12 protein-coding genes are annotated in these 15,876 nt (G+C 65.5%); 8 read left to right on the top strand and 4 right to left on the bottom strand.

Going from position 1 to position 15,876, the window contains the following annotated elements:
- The 8 genes from AC07XM_RS08035 (at position 1) to AC07XM_RS08000 (ending at position 11,493) form a co-directional block, all read left to right on the top strand.
- Positions 1-945 (top strand): DUF58 domain-containing protein, encoded by a 945-nt coding sequence (locus AC07XM_RS08035; protein WP_016485554.1) that lies wholly within the window; start codon positions 1-3, stop codon positions 943-945.
- Complete coding sequence (locus tag AC07XM_RS08030; RefSeq protein WP_016485553.1) at positions 942-1,436, top strand: DUF4381 domain-containing protein; 495 nt, start codon at positions 942-944, stop codon at positions 1,434-1,436. The genes AC07XM_RS08035 and AC07XM_RS08030 overlap by 4 nt, the downstream gene beginning before the upstream one ends.
- Complete coding sequence (locus AC07XM_RS08025; RefSeq protein WP_016485552.1) at positions 1,429-2,505, top strand: vWA domain-containing protein; 1,077 nt, start codon at positions 1,429-1,431, stop codon at positions 2,503-2,505. The genes AC07XM_RS08030 and AC07XM_RS08025 overlap by 8 nt, the downstream gene beginning before the upstream one ends.
- The gene (locus tag AC07XM_RS08020) at positions 2,502-4,220 is read left to right on the top strand and encodes a vWA domain-containing protein (RefSeq protein ID WP_102689351.1); all 1,719 of its coding nucleotides are present in this window, start codon (positions 2,502-2,504) and stop codon (positions 4,218-4,220) included. The genes AC07XM_RS08025 and AC07XM_RS08020 overlap by 4 nt, the downstream gene beginning before the upstream one ends.
- Positions 4,217-5,851 (top strand): BatD family protein, encoded by a 1,635-nt coding sequence (locus AC07XM_RS08015; protein WP_016485550.1) that lies wholly within the window; start codon positions 4,217-4,219, stop codon positions 5,849-5,851. Before AC07XM_RS08020 ends, AC07XM_RS08015 begins: the two co-directional genes overlap by 4 nt.
- A 172-nt stretch (positions 5,852-6,023) precedes the next feature.
- The gene (locus AC07XM_RS08010; protein ID WP_102689350.1) at positions 6,024-7,262 is read left to right on the top strand and encodes an exonuclease SbcCD subunit D C-terminal domain-containing protein; all 1,239 of its coding nucleotides are present in this window, start codon (positions 6,024-6,026) and stop codon (positions 7,260-7,262) included.
- The gene (locus tag AC07XM_RS08005; protein WP_102689349.1) at positions 7,259-10,903 is read left to right on the top strand and encodes an SbcC/MukB-like Walker B domain-containing protein; all 3,645 of its coding nucleotides are present in this window, start codon (positions 7,259-7,261) and stop codon (positions 10,901-10,903) included. Before AC07XM_RS08010 ends, AC07XM_RS08005 begins: the two co-directional genes overlap by 4 nt.
- Positions 10,900-11,493: a glutathione S-transferase gene (locus tag AC07XM_RS08000; protein ID WP_060519113.1), complete on the top strand. Its 594-nt coding sequence runs from the start codon at positions 10,900-10,902 to the stop codon at positions 11,491-11,493. Before AC07XM_RS08005 ends, AC07XM_RS08000 begins: the two co-directional genes overlap by 4 nt.
- A gap of 163 nt (positions 11,494-11,656) precedes the next feature.
- On the opposite strand, the gene AC07XM_RS07995 is transcribed toward AC07XM_RS08000, so the two are convergent.
- The 4 genes from AC07XM_RS07995 to AC07XM_RS07980 all read right to left on the bottom strand — a co-directional run bounded on the left by AC07XM_RS07995 (position 11,657) and on the right by AC07XM_RS07980 (position 15,871).
- The gene (locus tag AC07XM_RS07995) at positions 11,657-11,836 is read right to left on the bottom strand and encodes a hypothetical protein (RefSeq protein WP_016485546.1); all 180 of its coding nucleotides are present in this window, start codon (positions 11,834-11,836) and stop codon (positions 11,657-11,659) included.
- Positions 11,837-11,958: 122 nt separating this feature from the next.
- Entirely contained in the window at positions 11,959-13,089 is a 1,131-nt protein-coding gene (locus tag AC07XM_RS07990) for a lactonase family protein (protein ID WP_024717868.1), read from the bottom strand.
- Positions 13,055-13,345, bottom strand: a complete 291-nt coding sequence (locus tag AC07XM_RS07985; RefSeq protein WP_016485544.1) for a DUF5629 family protein — start codon at positions 13,343-13,345, stop codon at positions 13,055-13,057. Before AC07XM_RS07985 ends, AC07XM_RS07990 begins: the two co-directional genes overlap by 35 nt.
- A 150-nt stretch (positions 13,346-13,495) precedes the next feature.
- The gene (locus AC07XM_RS07980) at positions 13,496-15,871 is read right to left on the bottom strand and encodes an efflux RND transporter permease subunit (protein WP_102689365.1); all 2,376 of its coding nucleotides are present in this window, start codon (positions 15,869-15,871) and stop codon (positions 13,496-13,498) included.
- Positions 15,872-15,876 lie beyond the last annotated feature (5 nt).

Below are 15,876 nucleotides of genomic sequence, written 5' to 3'. Positions count from 1 at the left end.
ATGCCCACTGCGCAGCTGGCCGAACCCGGCATCCGCATCGGCCTTGCCGAGCTGATCGACATGCGCCACCGCGTGCGCGAAATCCAGCTGTTTTCCAAGCCCGGCCAGCGCAGCCCGCTGGTGGGCCTGCACCATTCCAAACTGCGCGGGCGCGGGGTGGACTTCGACCAGGTGCGCGTGTACCAGGCCGGCGACGATGTGCGCAACATCGACTGGCGGGTCACTGCACGCACCCAGGAACCGCACACCAAGCTGTTCCACGAAGAGCGCGAGCGGCCGATCTTCATCCTTGTCGAGCAAAGCCAGCGGCTGTTCTTCGGTTCGGGGCTGCTGTTCAAGTCGGTGCTGGCGGCCCAGGCTGCGGCACTGTTCGGCTGGGCCGCACTGGGCCACAACGACCGCATCGGCGGGTTGGTGTTCGGTGACAACGACCCTCACGAAATCAAGCCCCGGCGCAGCAAGCAGAGCCTGCTGCAACTGCTCAACCGCCTGGCCAAGGTCAACCAGTCGCTGCACACCGAAGCCGTGCCCCAGGCCGACAGCCTTGGCCTGGCCCTGCGCCGGGCGCGAGAGGTACTGCGCCCTGGCAGCCTGGCCATTGTCATTTGCGACGAACGTGCGCTGACCGCGCAGTGCGAACAGCACCTGGCCATGCTTTCGCGCCACTGCGACTTGTTGCTGCTACCAGTCTCCGACCCGCTCGACCACGCCCTCCCTGCCGCCGGCCTGTTACGCTTTGCCCAGCGGGGCGCGCAGCTGGAACTCGACACCCTGGACGCCAACCTGCGCCAGGCCTATCGCAAGCAGGCCGAAGCACGCATCGAGCGCTGGGAGCTGATGGCCCAGAAACTGCGCGTCGTGCTGATGCCGCTGAGCACCCAAAGCGACATGATCGAGCAACTGCGCGAGTACCTGAACGCCCAGCGGCCAAGGAGCGCGTCATGAACCCGCTCGACCAGTTGCACCCACTGATCGAGCCTGCGCCTGTCGGCCTGTGGCCGCCTGCGCCCGGCTGGTGGCTGCTGCTGGCCGTGCTGCCATTGCTGGGCTGGGGCCTGTGGCGGCTGCGCCGCTGGCGCCCGGGCAAACGCCGCATCGTGCGCGCCGAACAACCGCTCGACCCGGTGCGCGTGGCCGCCCTGGCCGAGCTGGCGCGCCTGCCGCGCCCCTACGACGGCGCCCCGGCCGGCGCCTGGCTGCAACAGATCAATGCCCTGCTCAAGCGCCTGTGCCGCAGCCACTATCCAGGTGCCAACAGCCACACCCTCAACGGCCGCCAGTGGCTGGCATTTCTCGACAACCGCTGCCCGGCTGCCGGCCTGACCCGCTGGATGATACTGGTCGAAGGCGCCTACAAGCCTGAGTGCAAGCTTGATGACAAGGCCATTGCCGGGCTCAGCCAAGCCGTCGAAACCTGGATCCGTAAGCATGTTTGAACTGGCCTGGCCGTGGGTCTTCGCCCTGTTGCCGCTGCCTTGGCTGGCGCGCCTGCTGTTGCCAGCCGCCGACAGCGGCGAGCCGGTGCTCAAGGTAGGCTTCCTCAACGAGCTGGAAGGCCTGGCCGGGCGCCGCGCACGGCTCAACCTGCCCACCTGGCGCCAGCAGGCGCCGTTCGTGGTCATCTGGTTGTTGCTGCTATGCGCCGCCGCCCGCCCGCAATGGCTGGGCGATCCGGTGCCGGTGGCCGCCAGCGGCCGCGACCTGCTGGTGGCGGTGGACGTGTCCGGGTCGATGGACTTCCCCGACATGCAGTGGAAAAACGAAGACATCAGCCGCCTCGACCTGGTCAAGGCGCTGATGGGCGACTTCTTGCAAGACCGTGAAGGCGACCGTGTGGGCCTGATCCTGTTCGGCAGCCAGGCCTACCTGCAGGCGCCGCTCACCTTCGACCGGCGCACCGTGCGTACATTCCTGATGGAGGCGCAAATCGGCATCGCCGGCAAAAACACCGCCATCGGTGACGCCATTGGCCTGGCGGTCAAACGCCTGCGCCAACGGCCAGCACAAAGCCGGGTGCTGGTGCTGATCACCGACGGCGCCAACAACGGCGGACAAATCCACCCGCTGACCGCCGCCCGCCTGGCCGCCCAGGAAGGGGTGCGTATCTACACCATCGGCATTGGCGCCAACCCCGAAGCCAGTGGCACCCCCGGCTTGCTTGGCCTGAATCCGAGCCTGGACCTGGATGAGGCCTCGCTCAAGGAAATCGCCGACATCACCCACGGTGCCTATTTCCGTGCCCATGACGGCGCCGAACTGGGCGCCATCGGCGACGCCCTCGACCAGCTGGAGCCGGTAGCCCAACAGCCTACCCAGGCACGCACGGCCCAGGCCCTGTACGCCTGGCCCCTGGCCTTGGCGCTGCTGCTCAGCGTGCTGCTGGTGGTGGCCGTGCAATGGCCCGACAACCTGTTGCAACGCCTGCTGCGCAAGCCGCGTTTCCTGCAGCCGCACCCGGAATGGCGCCAGCGTCTGAAGCGCCTGCGCCTGAGGAGGCGGCGATGATCGAACTGTGGCCCCAATGGCTTCGCCCGCTGTGGTTGCTGGCCGTGCCGCTGCTCGGCTGGCTGCTGTACAAGCTGTGGCACCGGCGCAAGCGCGCCGGGCGCTGGCAGATGATCTTGCCGCCGGCCTTCCACGGCGTATTGCTGGGCGGTGGCAGCGGCAGCGCAAGCAAGCTGCCGTGGATAGCACTGGGCCTGGCCTGGGCGCTGGTGATCCTGGCCCTGCTCGGGCCCAGCTGGCAGCGCGTGGAAGAAAACCGCCAGCGCCCGGCCGACCCCTTGGTGATCCTGCTGGAGCTGACCCCGCAGATGCTCGCCGACGACAGCCCGCCCAACCGCCTGGAGCAGGCCCGGCGCAAGGTGCTCGACCTGCTCGAACGCCGCCGTGACAGCCAGACTGCGCTGGTGGTGTATGCCGGCTCGGCGCACACCCTGGTGCCGCTGTCCGATGACCTGGCCACCACCCGCAACCTGCTGGAGGCCATCGACCCGTCGATCATGCCAAAACCTGGCCAACGCGCCGACCTGGCCGTGCAAAAAGGCCTGGCCTTGCTGGCCCAGAGTGGCCTGGGCCAAGGGCGTTTGCTGTTGATCGGCTCGTCGCTGAGTGCCCAGGAACGGCAAGGCATCAGCCAGGCCCTCGGCCGTCAAGGCCCAAGCCTGCTGATGCTGGGCATTGGCAGCCGCGAAGGCGCGCCGGTACGCCAGGCCAGCGGCGAATACCTCAAGGACGACCAGGGCGGCATTCTTTTGCCACGGCTGGACAGCGCCAGCCTCAAAGGCTTCATCAACGGCACGGGCGGACGCTACCGGCATGCCCGCATCGACGACCTCGACCTGCGCGGGCTGGGCCTGTTCGACAACCCGCGCACCGCACGCAATGACGGCCAGACCCTGCAACTGGACAGCTGGGCCGACCAGGGTTACTGGCTGCTGATCCCGTTGTTGTTGCTGGCCGCCTGCGCCGGCCGTCGTGGCTGGCTGTTCTGCCTGCCACTGCTGCTGGCCCTGCCACAGCCCAGCCAGGCCTTTGAGTTCAACGACCTGTGGCTGCGCCCCGACCAGCAAGGCCAGCGCCTGCTGGAACAAAACCGCCCGGCCAGCGCCGCACGCCACTTCCAGAACCCACAGTGGCGCGGCATGGCGCTGTACCAGGCCGGCGACTATGCCGGTGCCGCCGAAGCATTTTCCCAAGGCGACACAGCCGCCGCCCACTACAATCGAGGCAATGCCCTCGCCCGCAGCGGCGAACTGGAGGCCGCCCTGGACGCCTACGAGCAAGCCCTGGAGCGCCAGCCAGACCTGCAACCGGCGCTGGACAACCAGGCGCTGGTGCAACAACTGCTGCAACAGCGCGAGGCCAAGGCCGAGGAGCAGTCAGCCAGCAGCGATGCCCAAGGTACACCCGGCAGTGAAACCGAAGGCAATAGCAGCTCGTCCAGCAGCCCGGCCCAAGGCACGCCCGGCAGCGACGAACAGGCCAACGCCGAACAACCCGGTGAAAGCAGCAATAACAACCAGGCCGCGCCCGGCAACCAGGCGGGTGCTGACGACAATGTCACCCAGCCGCCACAGCGCCCGGTTTCGACCAGCCTCGACACCGAGCAGCGCCAGGCCCTGGAACAATGGCTGCGGGAGATCCCCGATAACCCGGCGGAGCTGCTGCGGCGCAAATTCTGGTATGAACAGCAATTGCATCAGGAAACCCCACGATGAGTCGCTTCGGCGTCTTTCTGCTCACCCTGGTATGGGCCGTGCTGGCCCAGGCCGAGCCGCTGCTGCAAGCCAGCGTTGACCGCACCCGCCTGGAAGCCGGCGAGAGCCTGGAGCTGACCCTGGAAAGCCAGGACGTCACCGAGTTCGGCAAGCCCGACCTGCGCGCCCTGGAAGGTGACTTTGAAGTGCGCGGCACGCGCCAGCTTAACAGCCTGCACACCCTGGACGGTGAAACCCGCGCCAGTACCCGCTGGATCATCACCCTGCTGCCACGGCGCAGCGGCAGCCTGCGCATTCCCGAGCTGCAACTGGGCCAGTCGCACAGCCAGGCCATCGAACTGCAAGTGCTGCAAGCCGATGCCAGCCGCCAGGACAGCGCCTCGCAAGTGTTCATCGAAGCGACCCTGGACAGCAACGACGTCTACGTCCAGGCCCAGGCTGTGCTGACCCTGCGCATCTACCATTCGGTGGCGCTGTACGACGACAGCAGCCTCAGCCCGCTGCAACTGGAGAACGCCAAGGTCGAGCCACTAGGCGAATCGCGCACGTATGAAAAGGAAATCAACGGCGTGCGTCATGGCGTGATCGAAACCCGCTATGCGGTGTACGCCCAGCAAAGTGGCAGCCTCGACATTCCCTCACTGACCTTTACCGCCACTGCCGCCGCCAGCAACGACGAAGCGCCACAAGCCAATGGCACGGCGCGCGCCGGCCGCCAGGTGCAGGTCAGTTCGCTGCCCTTGCGCCTCACCGTGCGGCCGATTCCCGCGGCCTGGCCCGCTGGCGTACCATGGTTGCCAGCCCGCAGCCTGACCCTGGAAGAGCACTGGAACCCCGACCCGGGCAGCCAGCAGGTGCAGATTGGCGACTCGCTGACGCGCAACATCACCTTGCGTGCCGAGGGCTTGTCCAGCACCCAACTGCCGCCGCTGCCCGCCACAGAGATCATCGGCTTGCGCCGCTACCCTGACCAACCGCTGCTGCGCAACGAAATCAGCGAGCGCGGCATGACCGCCAACCGCGAAGAACGCGAAGCCCTGGTGCCGACTCACGCCGGTACGCTGACCTTGCCGGCGCTGGAAGTGGCCTGGTGGAACACCCGCGAAGACCATCTGGAACACAGCAGCCTGCCGGCGCGCACCCTGAATGTGCAGGACAACCCGGCGCTAAGCGCAGACACCCCTGTGGGCGACAACAGCAGCGCCAGCACCCTGCTGTGGCCTTGGCAACTGGCCACACTGGTGTTCGCCCTGACCACCGTGCTGGGCTTTGCCCTGTGGTGGCGCGCCCGCTCGCGGCCTGCGGTGCTGCGCGCGGCGCAGAACGGGCCAAGCCCACGTACCTTGCTGGACGACCTCAAGCGTGCGTGCCAGGCCAACGACCCCCAGGCCACGCGCCAGGCGCTGGATGCGTGGGCCCGGCAACAACCGGAAACCCTGGCCGAGATGGCCGCGCGCTTCGTGCCGTTGTCGGATGCGCTGGATGGGTTGAACGGGGCGTTGTATAGCGAGAGTGGCCAGTATTGGCAGGGTGAGGATTTATGGCGGGCGATTGGCACCATTCCGCCGGCTGAGCAGGTGCTGCTGCCGACGGGTGACAACGGCAGCTTGCCGCCGCTTTATCCCAAGTAGGCCACCAGGTTTTCAGCGCCTGTGAGATCGAGCGCCGCCCGCGCGGCGCATCGCGGGCGGCGCTCGATCTCACAGCCGCCAAACATCTCCAGGCAGACACCTCTCAACCCCATCCTTGGGTTACCATACCGCCCTTTCCCCGCTTGCCCGACTCGACACCAACAGGTCATCCATGCGTCTGTTTCATACCTCCGACTGGCACCTGGGCCAAAGCCTGCACGGCCAGGAACGCGACTTCGAACACGCCTGCTTCCTCGACTGGCTGCTCGGCCAGCTGCGCCTGCGCCAGCCGGATGCGCTGCTGATTGCCGGCGACATCTTCGACACGGTCAACCCGCCGGTCAAAGCCCAGGAGCGCCTCTACGACTTCATCGTCCAGGCCCATGAGCAACAGCCCAAGCTGGACATCGTGATGATCGCCGGCAACCACGACTCCGGCTCGCGCATCGAGCTGCCCGCCGCATTGATGCGCCGTCTGCGCACCCATGCCCTGGGCCGTGTGCACTGGCTGGATGAAGGCCAGCTGGATGCCGAGCGCCTGTTGATCCCGTTGACCAACGGCCGCGGCAAGGTCGCCGCCTGGTGCCTGGCCCTGCCCTTCCTGCGCCCGGCCGAGGTCACCGGCCCGAACCTGGGCGACGACTATCTGCAAGGCATCACCCAGGTGCATCAGCAACTGATCGCCGCCGCGCAGAAAAAGCGCAAGAAAGACCAGGCGCTGATCGCCATCAGCCATGCGCACATGGCCGGTGGCTCGGTGTCGGAGGACTCGGAGCGCAGCCTGATCATCGGCAACGCCGAGGCACTGCCGGCCAAGCTGTTCGACAAGGCCATCAGCTATGTCGCCCTGGGCCACCTGCACAAGCCGCAGAAGGTCAACCGCGAAGAACGCCTCCGCTACAGCGGCTCGCCGATCCCGCTGTCGTTCGCCGAAATCAACTACCCGCACCAGGTGCTGGAAGTGGAGCTGGACGGCACCAACCTGGTCAGCGTCGAACCGCGCCCGGTACCGCGCGCGGTGGCCCTGCAACGGGTCGGCCCGGCGCCGCTCGGCGAACTGCTGCAACAACTGGCCGACCTGCCCGTGATCGACCTGCTCGAAGACCCCAACCGCCAGCCCTGGCTGGAGGTGCGGGTGATACTGGACGAGCCGCAACCCGACCTGCGCCAGCAGATTGAAACGGCGTTGGAAGGCAAGGCAGTGCGGCTGATCCGCATCAGCGCCGAATACGCCGGCCGCAATAACGCCGAAGACGATGACCTGGCCTTTGTCGAGCTTTCCCAGATGACCCCGCAGGACCTGTTCAGCCGCGCCTGGGAGCAGGCTTATGGCAACCCCGCAGATGAGCAGGCGCTGGCCGACTTTGCCCTGCTGTTGCAGGACGTGCAGCAGGAAGAGGAGCAGCCATGAAGATTCTCGCCATTCGCTTGAAGAACCTGGCATCGCTGGCCGGCCCGGTCGAAATCGACTTCACCGCCGAGCCGCTGGCCAGCGCTGGCCTGTTTGCCATCACCGGGCCCACCGGGGCGGGCAAGAGCACGCTGCTCGACGCCCTGTGCCTGGCGTTGTTTGGCACGGTGCCACGCCTGAACGACATTGGCCGCGAGGCCAAGGTGCCCGACGCCGATGGCGAAATCCCCACCTACGACCCGCGCAACCTGTTGCGCCGGGGCACCGGCAGTGGCTTCGCCGAGGTCGATTTCATCGGTATCGACGGCCGCCGCTACCGCGCCCGCTGGGAAGCCAACCGCGCCCGCGACAAGGCCAATGGCAAGCTGCAACACAGCCGCCAGAGCTTCTACGACCTGGACAGCGAACAGGTGCTGGGCAGCGGCAAGAACGAATACAAGCAACTGGTCGAAGCCCGCCTGGGCCTGAACTTCGAGCAGTTCACCCGTGCGGTGATGCTGGCTCAAAGCGAGTTCGGGGCCTTCCTCAAGGCTGACGACAAAGAGCGCAGCGAGCTGCTGGAAAAGCTCACCAACACCACCATCTACACCCGCCTGGGCCAGCGTGCCTTCAGCAAGGCCCGTGAAGCCGCCGAGGCCCACAACGCCCTCAAGGACCGCGCCAGCCACCTGTTACCAATGGCCGCCGAAGCCCGCACCGAACTGGACCAGCGCCTGGAGCAGGCGCAGCAGCAGTTCAAGGCCGACCAGGCCGGCGAGCGCCAACTGGAGCAGCAACGCAACTGGCTGAATGAGCAACGCCAGCTGCAGGCCCAGCATGCCGAAGCCGGCACCGCGCTGCAGGCCGCCGAACACAGCTGGCAGCAACTGGCCGAACCCCGCCTGGACCTCGTACGCCTGGAACGCCTTGCCCCGCAGCGCCACCAGTTCCACCGCCAGCAGGCGCTGGCTGCGCAACTGGCACCCGTGGCCGCGAAGATCGCTGAGCAACAGCAACAGCAAACCGAGCTGCAGCTGCGCACCCTCGAGCTCGAACAGGCGCTGAGCGCCGCACGCCAAGCGCTTGCCGACCGCCAGGCCCGGCACAGCGAGGACGCACCACGCCTGCGTCAGGCCTTTGCCGCCCAGGACAACGTGGCCCGCCTGGGCCAGGAGCTGGCCGCGCAGCGCAGCACCGGCCAACAGGCTGAACAACAGGTCGCCGAGGGCCAGCAGCAGGTGCAGCAGCTGGAAGCCAATCAGCAGCGCAGCCTGCAGCAACTGGCCAACATCAACACCGCACTGGCCGACAGCCAGCACCTGGCGGGCCTGGCCGATGCCTGGCACGCCTATCTGCCGCAGCTCAAGCAGGTGATGCTGATTGGTGGCCGCCTGGCCAAAGGCCGTGATGAACTGCCCGGCCTGCAGGCCCAGGCCAGCCAGGCCAATGCTCACTTGCAGGCCGAGCGCGACGCCTATGACCTGCTATTCCGTGAAGCCAAGGCCGAACCGCAGGCCCTTGCCGAACAAATCGACCTGCTCGGTGGCATGCTGCAGGACAACCGCAAGCAGCAGCGCGCCGTCGAGGAGCTGTCGCGCCTGCATGGCCGTGAACAAGACCTGCGCCAGCAACTGGATGCCATGCGCGATCGGCAGCAGCAGGCCATGCAGCAACGCCAGCAACTGATTACCGAAGGCACTGCCGCCAAGGCCGAGCTGGAAGCGGCCGAGCAAGCGCTGACCCTCACCCGCCAGTTGCTGGAACGCCAGCGCCTGGCGCGCAACACCAGCGTCGAAGAACTGCGTGGCCAGCTGCGCGACGGCGAACCCTGCCCCGTGTGTGGCAGCGCCGAGCACCCGTTTCATCAGCCCGAAGCGCTGCTGCAGAGCCTGGGTCGCCATGACCAGGCCGAAGAAGAGGCCGCGCAGAAGCAGGTCGAAACCCTCAACGGCAAGCTGGTGGAACTGCGTACCCAGCTGGGCGTGGTGAATGCCCAGCTCAAGGACTACCAACAGCAACTGCAACAATTGGGCGAACAGCTGCAACCGCTGGTGGCCCAGGTACAGGCGCACAGCCTGTGGCCGGCCCTCGCCCCGCAGGACGACAAGGCCCGCAGCACCTGGCTCGACAGCCAGTTGCGGCGCCTGGATGAAGAAATCGGCCAGGACGAGAAGCGCCAGAGCGCCCTGCTCGCCCTGCAAAAAGATGCCGCCCGCCTCAACCAGCAATTGCAGGCTGCCCACGACGCCCAGCAGCAGGCCCAGCGTCATCTGGAGCAACAGCACCAGGCCCTGGCCAACGATGAGCAGCAGTTGCAGCAGGGGCTGAGCGACCTCGCTGGCGTATTGCCCGAGCAAGCCCTCAAGGCCCTCAACGAAGACCCGGCAAATGCCTTCCTCGCCCTCGACCAGCAGATTGCCCAGCGCCTCCAGCAACTGGAGCAGCGCAAGGACGAACTGGAAGAACAACAAGCCCGTCAGGCACAGCTGGACAAGTTGCACGACCAGCAACAGGCGCGCGTGCAAGGGCTGCAGCAGTTGCAGCAGAAACTGGCCGTCCTCGAAGAACAACGCCAGCAGGCCCAGGCCTCACTCGGCGAACTGCTGGGTGAGCACAGCAGTGCAGAAGCCTGGCAGCAGCACATGAACAGCACGCTGGAGCAAGCCCGCGCCCTGGACGCCGACACCGCCCAGCGCCTGCAAGACCTGCGCACCCAGGGTGTGCAACTGGCCAGTGAACTCAAGGCCAACGTCCAGCAGCAGCAAGCGCTGGACGCCGAGTGCCAGCAGTTGCAGGGCCAGATTGCCCAGTGGCGCAGCGAGCACCCGGAACTGGATGACGCCGGCCTGGATCGCCTGCTGGCCATGGATGACGCGCACGTCAATGAACTGCGCCAGCGCCTGCAAAACGCCGAAAAAGCCATCGAACAGGGCCGTGTGCTGCTGCAGGAGCGCGAACAACGCCTGCAACAACACGCCACGCAAATGACCGTGGACACCTCGGCCGAAGCCCTGGAGCACGCCCTGACCGGGCTGCGCGCGCGCCTGGCCAGCCACGAGCAGCAGTGCGCCGAACTGCGCGCGCAACAGGCCGACGACCAACGTCGCCAGCAGGCACACCAGGCGTTGGCGGCAGAAATCGAACAGGCCCATCAGCAATGGCAACGCTGGGGGCGCCTGAACGCTTTGATCGGTTCAGCCTCGGGCGATGTGTTCCGCAAGATCGCCCAGGGTTACAACCTCGATCTGCTGCTGCACCACGCCAACACCCAGTTGCGCCAGCTCGCCCGCCGCTACCGCCTCAAGCGTGGCGGAAGCGCCTTGGGCCTGCTGGTGCTGGACACCGAGATGGGCGACGAACTGCGCTCGGTGCATTCGCTGTCGGGCGGGGAAACCTTCCTGGTCTCACTGGCCCTGGCCCTGGGCCTGGCCTCGATGGCCTCCAGCACCCTGCGCATCGAATCGCTGTTCATCGACGAAGGCTTCGGCAGCCTCGACCCCGAGTCGCTGCAACTGGCCATGGACGCACTCGACGGCTTGCAGGCCCAAGGCCGCAAGGTGGCGGTGATCTCCCACGTGCAGGAAATGCACGAGCGTATCCCGGTGCAAATCCAGGTGCGCCGCCAGGGCAATGGCCTGAGTGACGTGGAGGTATGCGGGTGATCCTCTACTCGTTCCGCCGCTGCCCCTGGGCCATGCGCGCGCGCCTGGCCTTGCGCTATGCCGGGTGCGCGGTGGAAATCTGTGAGGTGGCGATGAAGAACAAGCCGGCAGCACTGCTGGCCTTGTCGCCCAAGGGCACGGTACCGGTGCTGGATACCGGTGCCGGGGTACTGGAAGAAAGCCTGGACATCATGCGCTGGGCGCTGACGCAAAACGACCCGCAGGACTGGCAGCTACAGGCTGACCCTGCGGCGGCGCAGCAGGCTGAAGCGCTGATTGCGCGCAACGACAGCACGTTCAAGGCCCAGGTGAACCTGTACAAGTATGCCGAGCGTTACCCGCAGCATTCCCGCGAGCATTACCGCCAGCAGGCCGAGGCCTGGCTGGCGGAGCTCGAAGGCCTGCTGGCCGGCCGGCCCTACCTGCTGGCCGACCACCCGAGCATTGCCGATGCCGCGTTGCTACCCCTGATGCGCCAGTTTGCCGGGGTCGAACCGCAGTGGTTCGCCGAGGCGGCTTATCCGCGGGTGCGGAGCTGGCTGGAGGGGTGGCTGGCTTCGGAGCTGTTCAGGTCAGTCATGGCCAAATGAACAGCTCTCAGCTTTACACGGTCCCCTGTGGGAGCGGCCTTGTGTCGCGAAAGGGCCGCACAGCGGCCCCAGCATTCTTAGAGTAAACCGCTCAAATCCTGGGGGCGCTGTGCGCCCCTTTCGCGACACAAGGCCGCTCCCACAGGGGCCGCAGCAGGCTGGCTCAGTGGTGCTGCTTGGCACTCAAGGCCGCATGGAAGTTGGCACTCTGGCGCAGGTACTGCTCGGTGTAGCTGTGGGTGGCAGAGGCCTTGCCGCTGCTGTCGGCATGGGCATGCGCCGGCAGTACGACCGATGCGGAAATGGCGGATGCGGCAATAACCGGGAAGAGATTGAAGTTCATCTGGGCTGACCTCGACGGCGGTGGTTTGACGGTGGCCCGCTTGGGCCTTGGGTCAAACTTACGCCGCCGAGGCCGCACGCAAAAATTCATTGCGCCAGTATCGATTATCACGCCAATCGATATCACTCGATGAACTTGAGGTCCGAGGGTGCATCCTGCTGCAGCGTCTGCACCGTCTCCAGCAGCTTGCCGCTGCGGGGATCGCGACGCATCACCACGATCTGGTTGCTCTTCTGGTTGGCCACCAGCAGGAAGTTGTCACTCGGGTCCAGAGCAAATTCCCTGGGGTGATCGCCTTCCACCGAACGACGCTGCAGGAAGGTCAACTGGCCATCGTCCTTGCTCACGCCAAACACCACAATCTCGTTAGCCGTGCCGCGGTTGCTCACGTACAGGAAACGCCCGTCCGCCGACAGGTGCAAGCCACCCGCAGCCTTGGCTGCTGCCTCCTGGTGCTCGGTCAGGGGCAAGCGCTGGCGTTCGACCAGGTTGCCGTCCTGCACATCGAACATCACCACCTCGGCGTTCATTTCCAGGGTGAGGTAGGCATGGCGGCCTTTGGCATCGAACAGCAGGTGACGCGGCCCGCTGCCCGGCGGCAAAGCCACGGACGCCGGTATCGCCGCTGTCAGCGGGTGGTCCGCACTGGCACCGTCGTACCGGTAGATGAACACCTTGTCGGCACCCAGGTCACTGGCATACAGGTGCTGGCCATCAGGCGACAGCACCAGCGAATGCACATGGGCACCGGCCTGGCGCTCAGGGTTTACCCCGCTGGCCTGGTGTCGGGCCTGCTGCACCACGGGCTTGAGCTTGCCGTCCCTGGCCACCGGAATCACCACCAGGCTGCCACCGGGGTCGGGCTTGACCGCATAGTTGGCCACGAACAGGTAGCGCTGGTCACGGCTGATGCTGGCGTGGGTTGGCTCGTCGCCCTCGGTGGCCACCTGGTTGAGCGGCTTGATTTCGCCTTTGCTGCTGATGCTGAAACTGCTGGCATGGCCCTGCGGGGTTTCATTCACCGCGAACAGCTGACGCTGGTCGGCGGACAACACCAGCCACGAAGGGCTGACGCTCTTCACCACCTGCAAGGGCGTGGGGTCAATATGGCCGACCTTGTCGTCGAATTGATAGCGGTAGATGCCTTGGCTGGCACCATCGGTGTAACTGCCCACCAGCAAGGTAGCGGCGTGGGCGTGGATTGTCAGGCTCATCAGGCTAGCGGTCAGCAGGTTCGTCCAGATCCGGTTCATCTTGGTCTTCATCCGGGGCGCGAAAGGCACTCATACAGACTAGCCGATGCTCGCCGTTGGCATCGTTGAGTTGCCATTCATCACCGGTGGCGATAGCGGCGGCGACCTGATCAGGGGTGAAGGACCAGCGGCGCAGCTGGCGGCCGTCCATGCATTCGACGGTGAGGCCGGATGCGTCGGCGGTGAAATCGAAGGCGTGCAGGCCGTCGATCAGGAGCATGTCGCAGGACTGCAGGGCGGTGGCGAGGGGGGACATGGGGGTACCTGTGGGAAATATGGCGGCATTATAACCCTGGGGCTGCTTTGCAGCCCATTCGCAGCACAAGGCTGCTTCTACAGGGGATCGCGTAACCCTTGCAGGAGCAGCCTTGTGCTGCGAATGGGCCGCAAAGCGGCCCCTTGCGATTCAATGGGCGAAAATGGACCCACCTTCCTTGCCCACCATCTTCTCCGGCTTGATCAGGAACCGTGCCAGCGCCGGCAGCAGCCACAGCGCGCCAAACATGTTCCACAGCAGCATGAAGGTCAGCATCAACCCCATGTCGGCCTGGAACTTGATTGCCGAGAAGATCCAGGTGCACACGCCGATGGCCAGGCACAAGCCAGTGAACAACACGGCTTTACCCGTCGAACGCAGGGTCTGGTAATAGGCCTCCTGCAACGGCAACCCGGCACGCAGGAAGCTTTCCAGCCGGCTGTAGATGTAGATGCCGTAATCCACGCCAATCCCCACACCCAGCGCCACCACCGGCAAGGTCGCTACCTTCACCCCGATGCCCATGTAGGCCATCAGTGCATTGCCCAGCACCGAGGTCAGTACCAGCGGCAGGACGATGCACAGGGTGGCGGCGAACGAGCGGAAGGTGATCAGGCACATCACCGCCACACAGATGTACACCAGGACCAGGATGGTCAGCTCGGCCGACTTGATCACTTCGTTGGTCGCCGCCTCGATCCCGGCGTTGCCCGCCGCCAGCAGGAACTGCAGGCCTTCCTTGTTGTGGCTGTCGGCAAACGCCTTGGCCACGGCGGTCACCCGCTCCAGGGTCTCGGCCTTGTGGTCGTTGAGAAACACCAGCACCGGCGCCAGCGAGCAGTCACCGTTGTACAGGCCGTCGGCACGGGCGATGGAGTTGTTGAGGATGTCCGGGTTACGCGACAGGGTTTCCCATTTCAGGCTGCCCTCGTTCATGCCCTTGATCACCTGCTTGGACACGGTCACCAGGGAAATCGCCGACTGCACACCCGGGGTGTTCTGCATGGTCCACATCAGCTCGTCGATAGGCGCCATGGTCGCGTGGACCGAGCACTGCTCGGGCGGGGTTTTGACCATGATCACCAGCACGTCGGAGCTGGTCGAGTAGTTGCTGATGATGAAGCTGTTGTCCTGGTTGTAGCGCGAGTCGGGGCGCAGCTCCGGCGCGCCCTGGTCGAGGTCGCCGATCTTCAGGTTCTGGCTGTACCACAGCCCAGCGGCGAAGGCGACCAGCGCCAGGGTGACAGACACCGGCGCCACCTTGGCACTGGCAAAATTCGATAGCAGGCGCCAGAAGGGGTGCTCGCGGGTCGCGTCCTTCTTGCTACGCTCGATGGCCTTCTTGCTGATGCCGACATAGGAAATGGCCACTGGCAGCAGGATCAGGTTGGTGAACACGATCACCGCCACACCGATGGAGGCGCCGATGGCCAATTCGCGAATCACCCCTATATCGATGATCAACAGAGTGATGAAGCCCACCGCGTCGGCAAGGATGGCGATCATCCCCGGCAGGAACAGCTGGCGGAAGGTGCGCCGGGCCGCCGTGAGGGCGTTGTCAGCGTCACTCGACTGCAAGGCGATGCCGTTGATCTTCTGCACCCCGTGGGAAATGCCGATGGCGAAGATCAGGAACGGCACCAGCATCGAGTATGGGTCCAGCCCAAAGCCCACCGCATGCATCAGCCCCAGCTGCCAGACCACCGCCACCAAGGTGGTGATGAGCACGGCGATGGTGCTGCGTATGCACCAGGTGAACCAGTACAACAGCACCCAGGTAATGGCCAGGGCGACGCCGAAGAACATCGCCACCATCACCAGGCCATCGATCAGGTCACCGACCTTCTTGGCGAAGCCGACAATGTGGATTTTCACATTGGGGTTCTGCGCCTGGAACTTGTCGCGGATCTTCTCTTCCAGCAGGTGCGAGAACTGCTGGTAGTCCAGCTTCACCTGCTTGCCTGGGTCCTGCGGGTCGGGGTAGCTCTCCAGCAGCGGCACGTCGACGATGCTCGACTTGAAGTTGTTACCCACCAGGCGCCCCACCTGGCCGGACTTGAGCACGTTGTCGCGCAGGGTGTCGAGGCTGTCCTGCGAACCGTTGTAGGTGTTGGGGATCACCTCGCCACCGGAAAAGCCCTCCTCGGTTACCTCGCTCCAGCGCACGCTGGGGCTCCACAGTGACTTCAGCCCGGCACGGTCGACGCCGGGGATGTAGAACACCTCGTCATGGACCTGGCGCAGGGTCTCCATGTAGTCCTTGTCGAAGATGTCGCCATTCACCGCCTCCACCGAAATGCGCACGGTGTTACCCAGGTTGGCAAGGTCGTTGCGGTGCTCCATCATCTGCTCGATGAACGGGTGCTGCAGCGGGATCATCTTCTCGAAACTGGTGGACGGGCGAATCTGCGTCGCCTGCCAGAACAGGAAAATGCTCACCAGCACACACAGGGCGATGACCACGGGGCGGTTGTTGAAGATCAGGCGCTCAAGCAGCGTGGCCTTGTCCTGGTGGTGCGGGTGCATGGTAA

It is taken from the genome of Pseudomonas sp. GW460-LB5, from assembly GCF_059423245.1.
The sequence above is the reverse complement of the archived record's forward strand: the minus strand, read 5'-3'. Positions and strand labels throughout refer to the sequence as shown.

Excerpts from the sequence above, each read along its gene's own strand:
- AC07XM_RS08010 (WP_102689350.1), top strand. The coding sequence starts at position 6,024 with ATGCGTCTGTTTCATACCTCCGACTGGCACCTGGGCCAAAGCCTGCAC.
- AC07XM_RS08035 (WP_016485554.1), top strand. The coding sequence starts at position 1 with ATGCCCACTGCGCAGCTGGCCGAACCCGGCATCCGCATCGGCCTTGCC.
- AC07XM_RS07995 (WP_016485546.1), bottom strand. The coding sequence starts at position 11,836 with ATGAACTTCAATCTCTTCCCGGTTATTGCCGCATCCGCCATTTCCGCA.
- AC07XM_RS08030 (WP_016485553.1), top strand. The coding sequence starts at position 942 with ATGAACCCGCTCGACCAGTTGCACCCACTGATCGAGCCTGCGCCTGTC.
- AC07XM_RS07980 (WP_102689365.1), bottom strand. The coding sequence starts at position 15,871 with ATGCACCCGCACCACCAGGACAAGGCCACGCTGCTTGAGCGCCTGATC.
- AC07XM_RS08025 (WP_016485552.1), top strand. The coding sequence starts at position 1,429 with ATGTTTGAACTGGCCTGGCCGTGGGTCTTCGCCCTGTTGCCGCTGCCT.
- AC07XM_RS08020 (WP_102689351.1), top strand. The coding sequence starts at position 2,502 with ATGATCGAACTGTGGCCCCAATGGCTTCGCCCGCTGTGGTTGCTGGCC.
- AC07XM_RS07990 (WP_024717868.1), bottom strand. The coding sequence starts at position 13,089 with ATGAACCGGATCTGGACGAACCTGCTGACCGCTAGCCTGATGAGCCTG.
- AC07XM_RS08015 (WP_016485550.1), top strand. The coding sequence starts at position 4,217 with ATGAGTCGCTTCGGCGTCTTTCTGCTCACCCTGGTATGGGCCGTGCTG.
- AC07XM_RS07985 (WP_016485544.1), bottom strand. The coding sequence starts at position 13,345 with ATGTCCCCCCTCGCCACCGCCCTGCAGTCCTGCGACATGCTCCTGATC.
- AC07XM_RS08005 (WP_102689349.1), top strand. The coding sequence starts at position 7,259 with ATGAAGATTCTCGCCATTCGCTTGAAGAACCTGGCATCGCTGGCCGGC.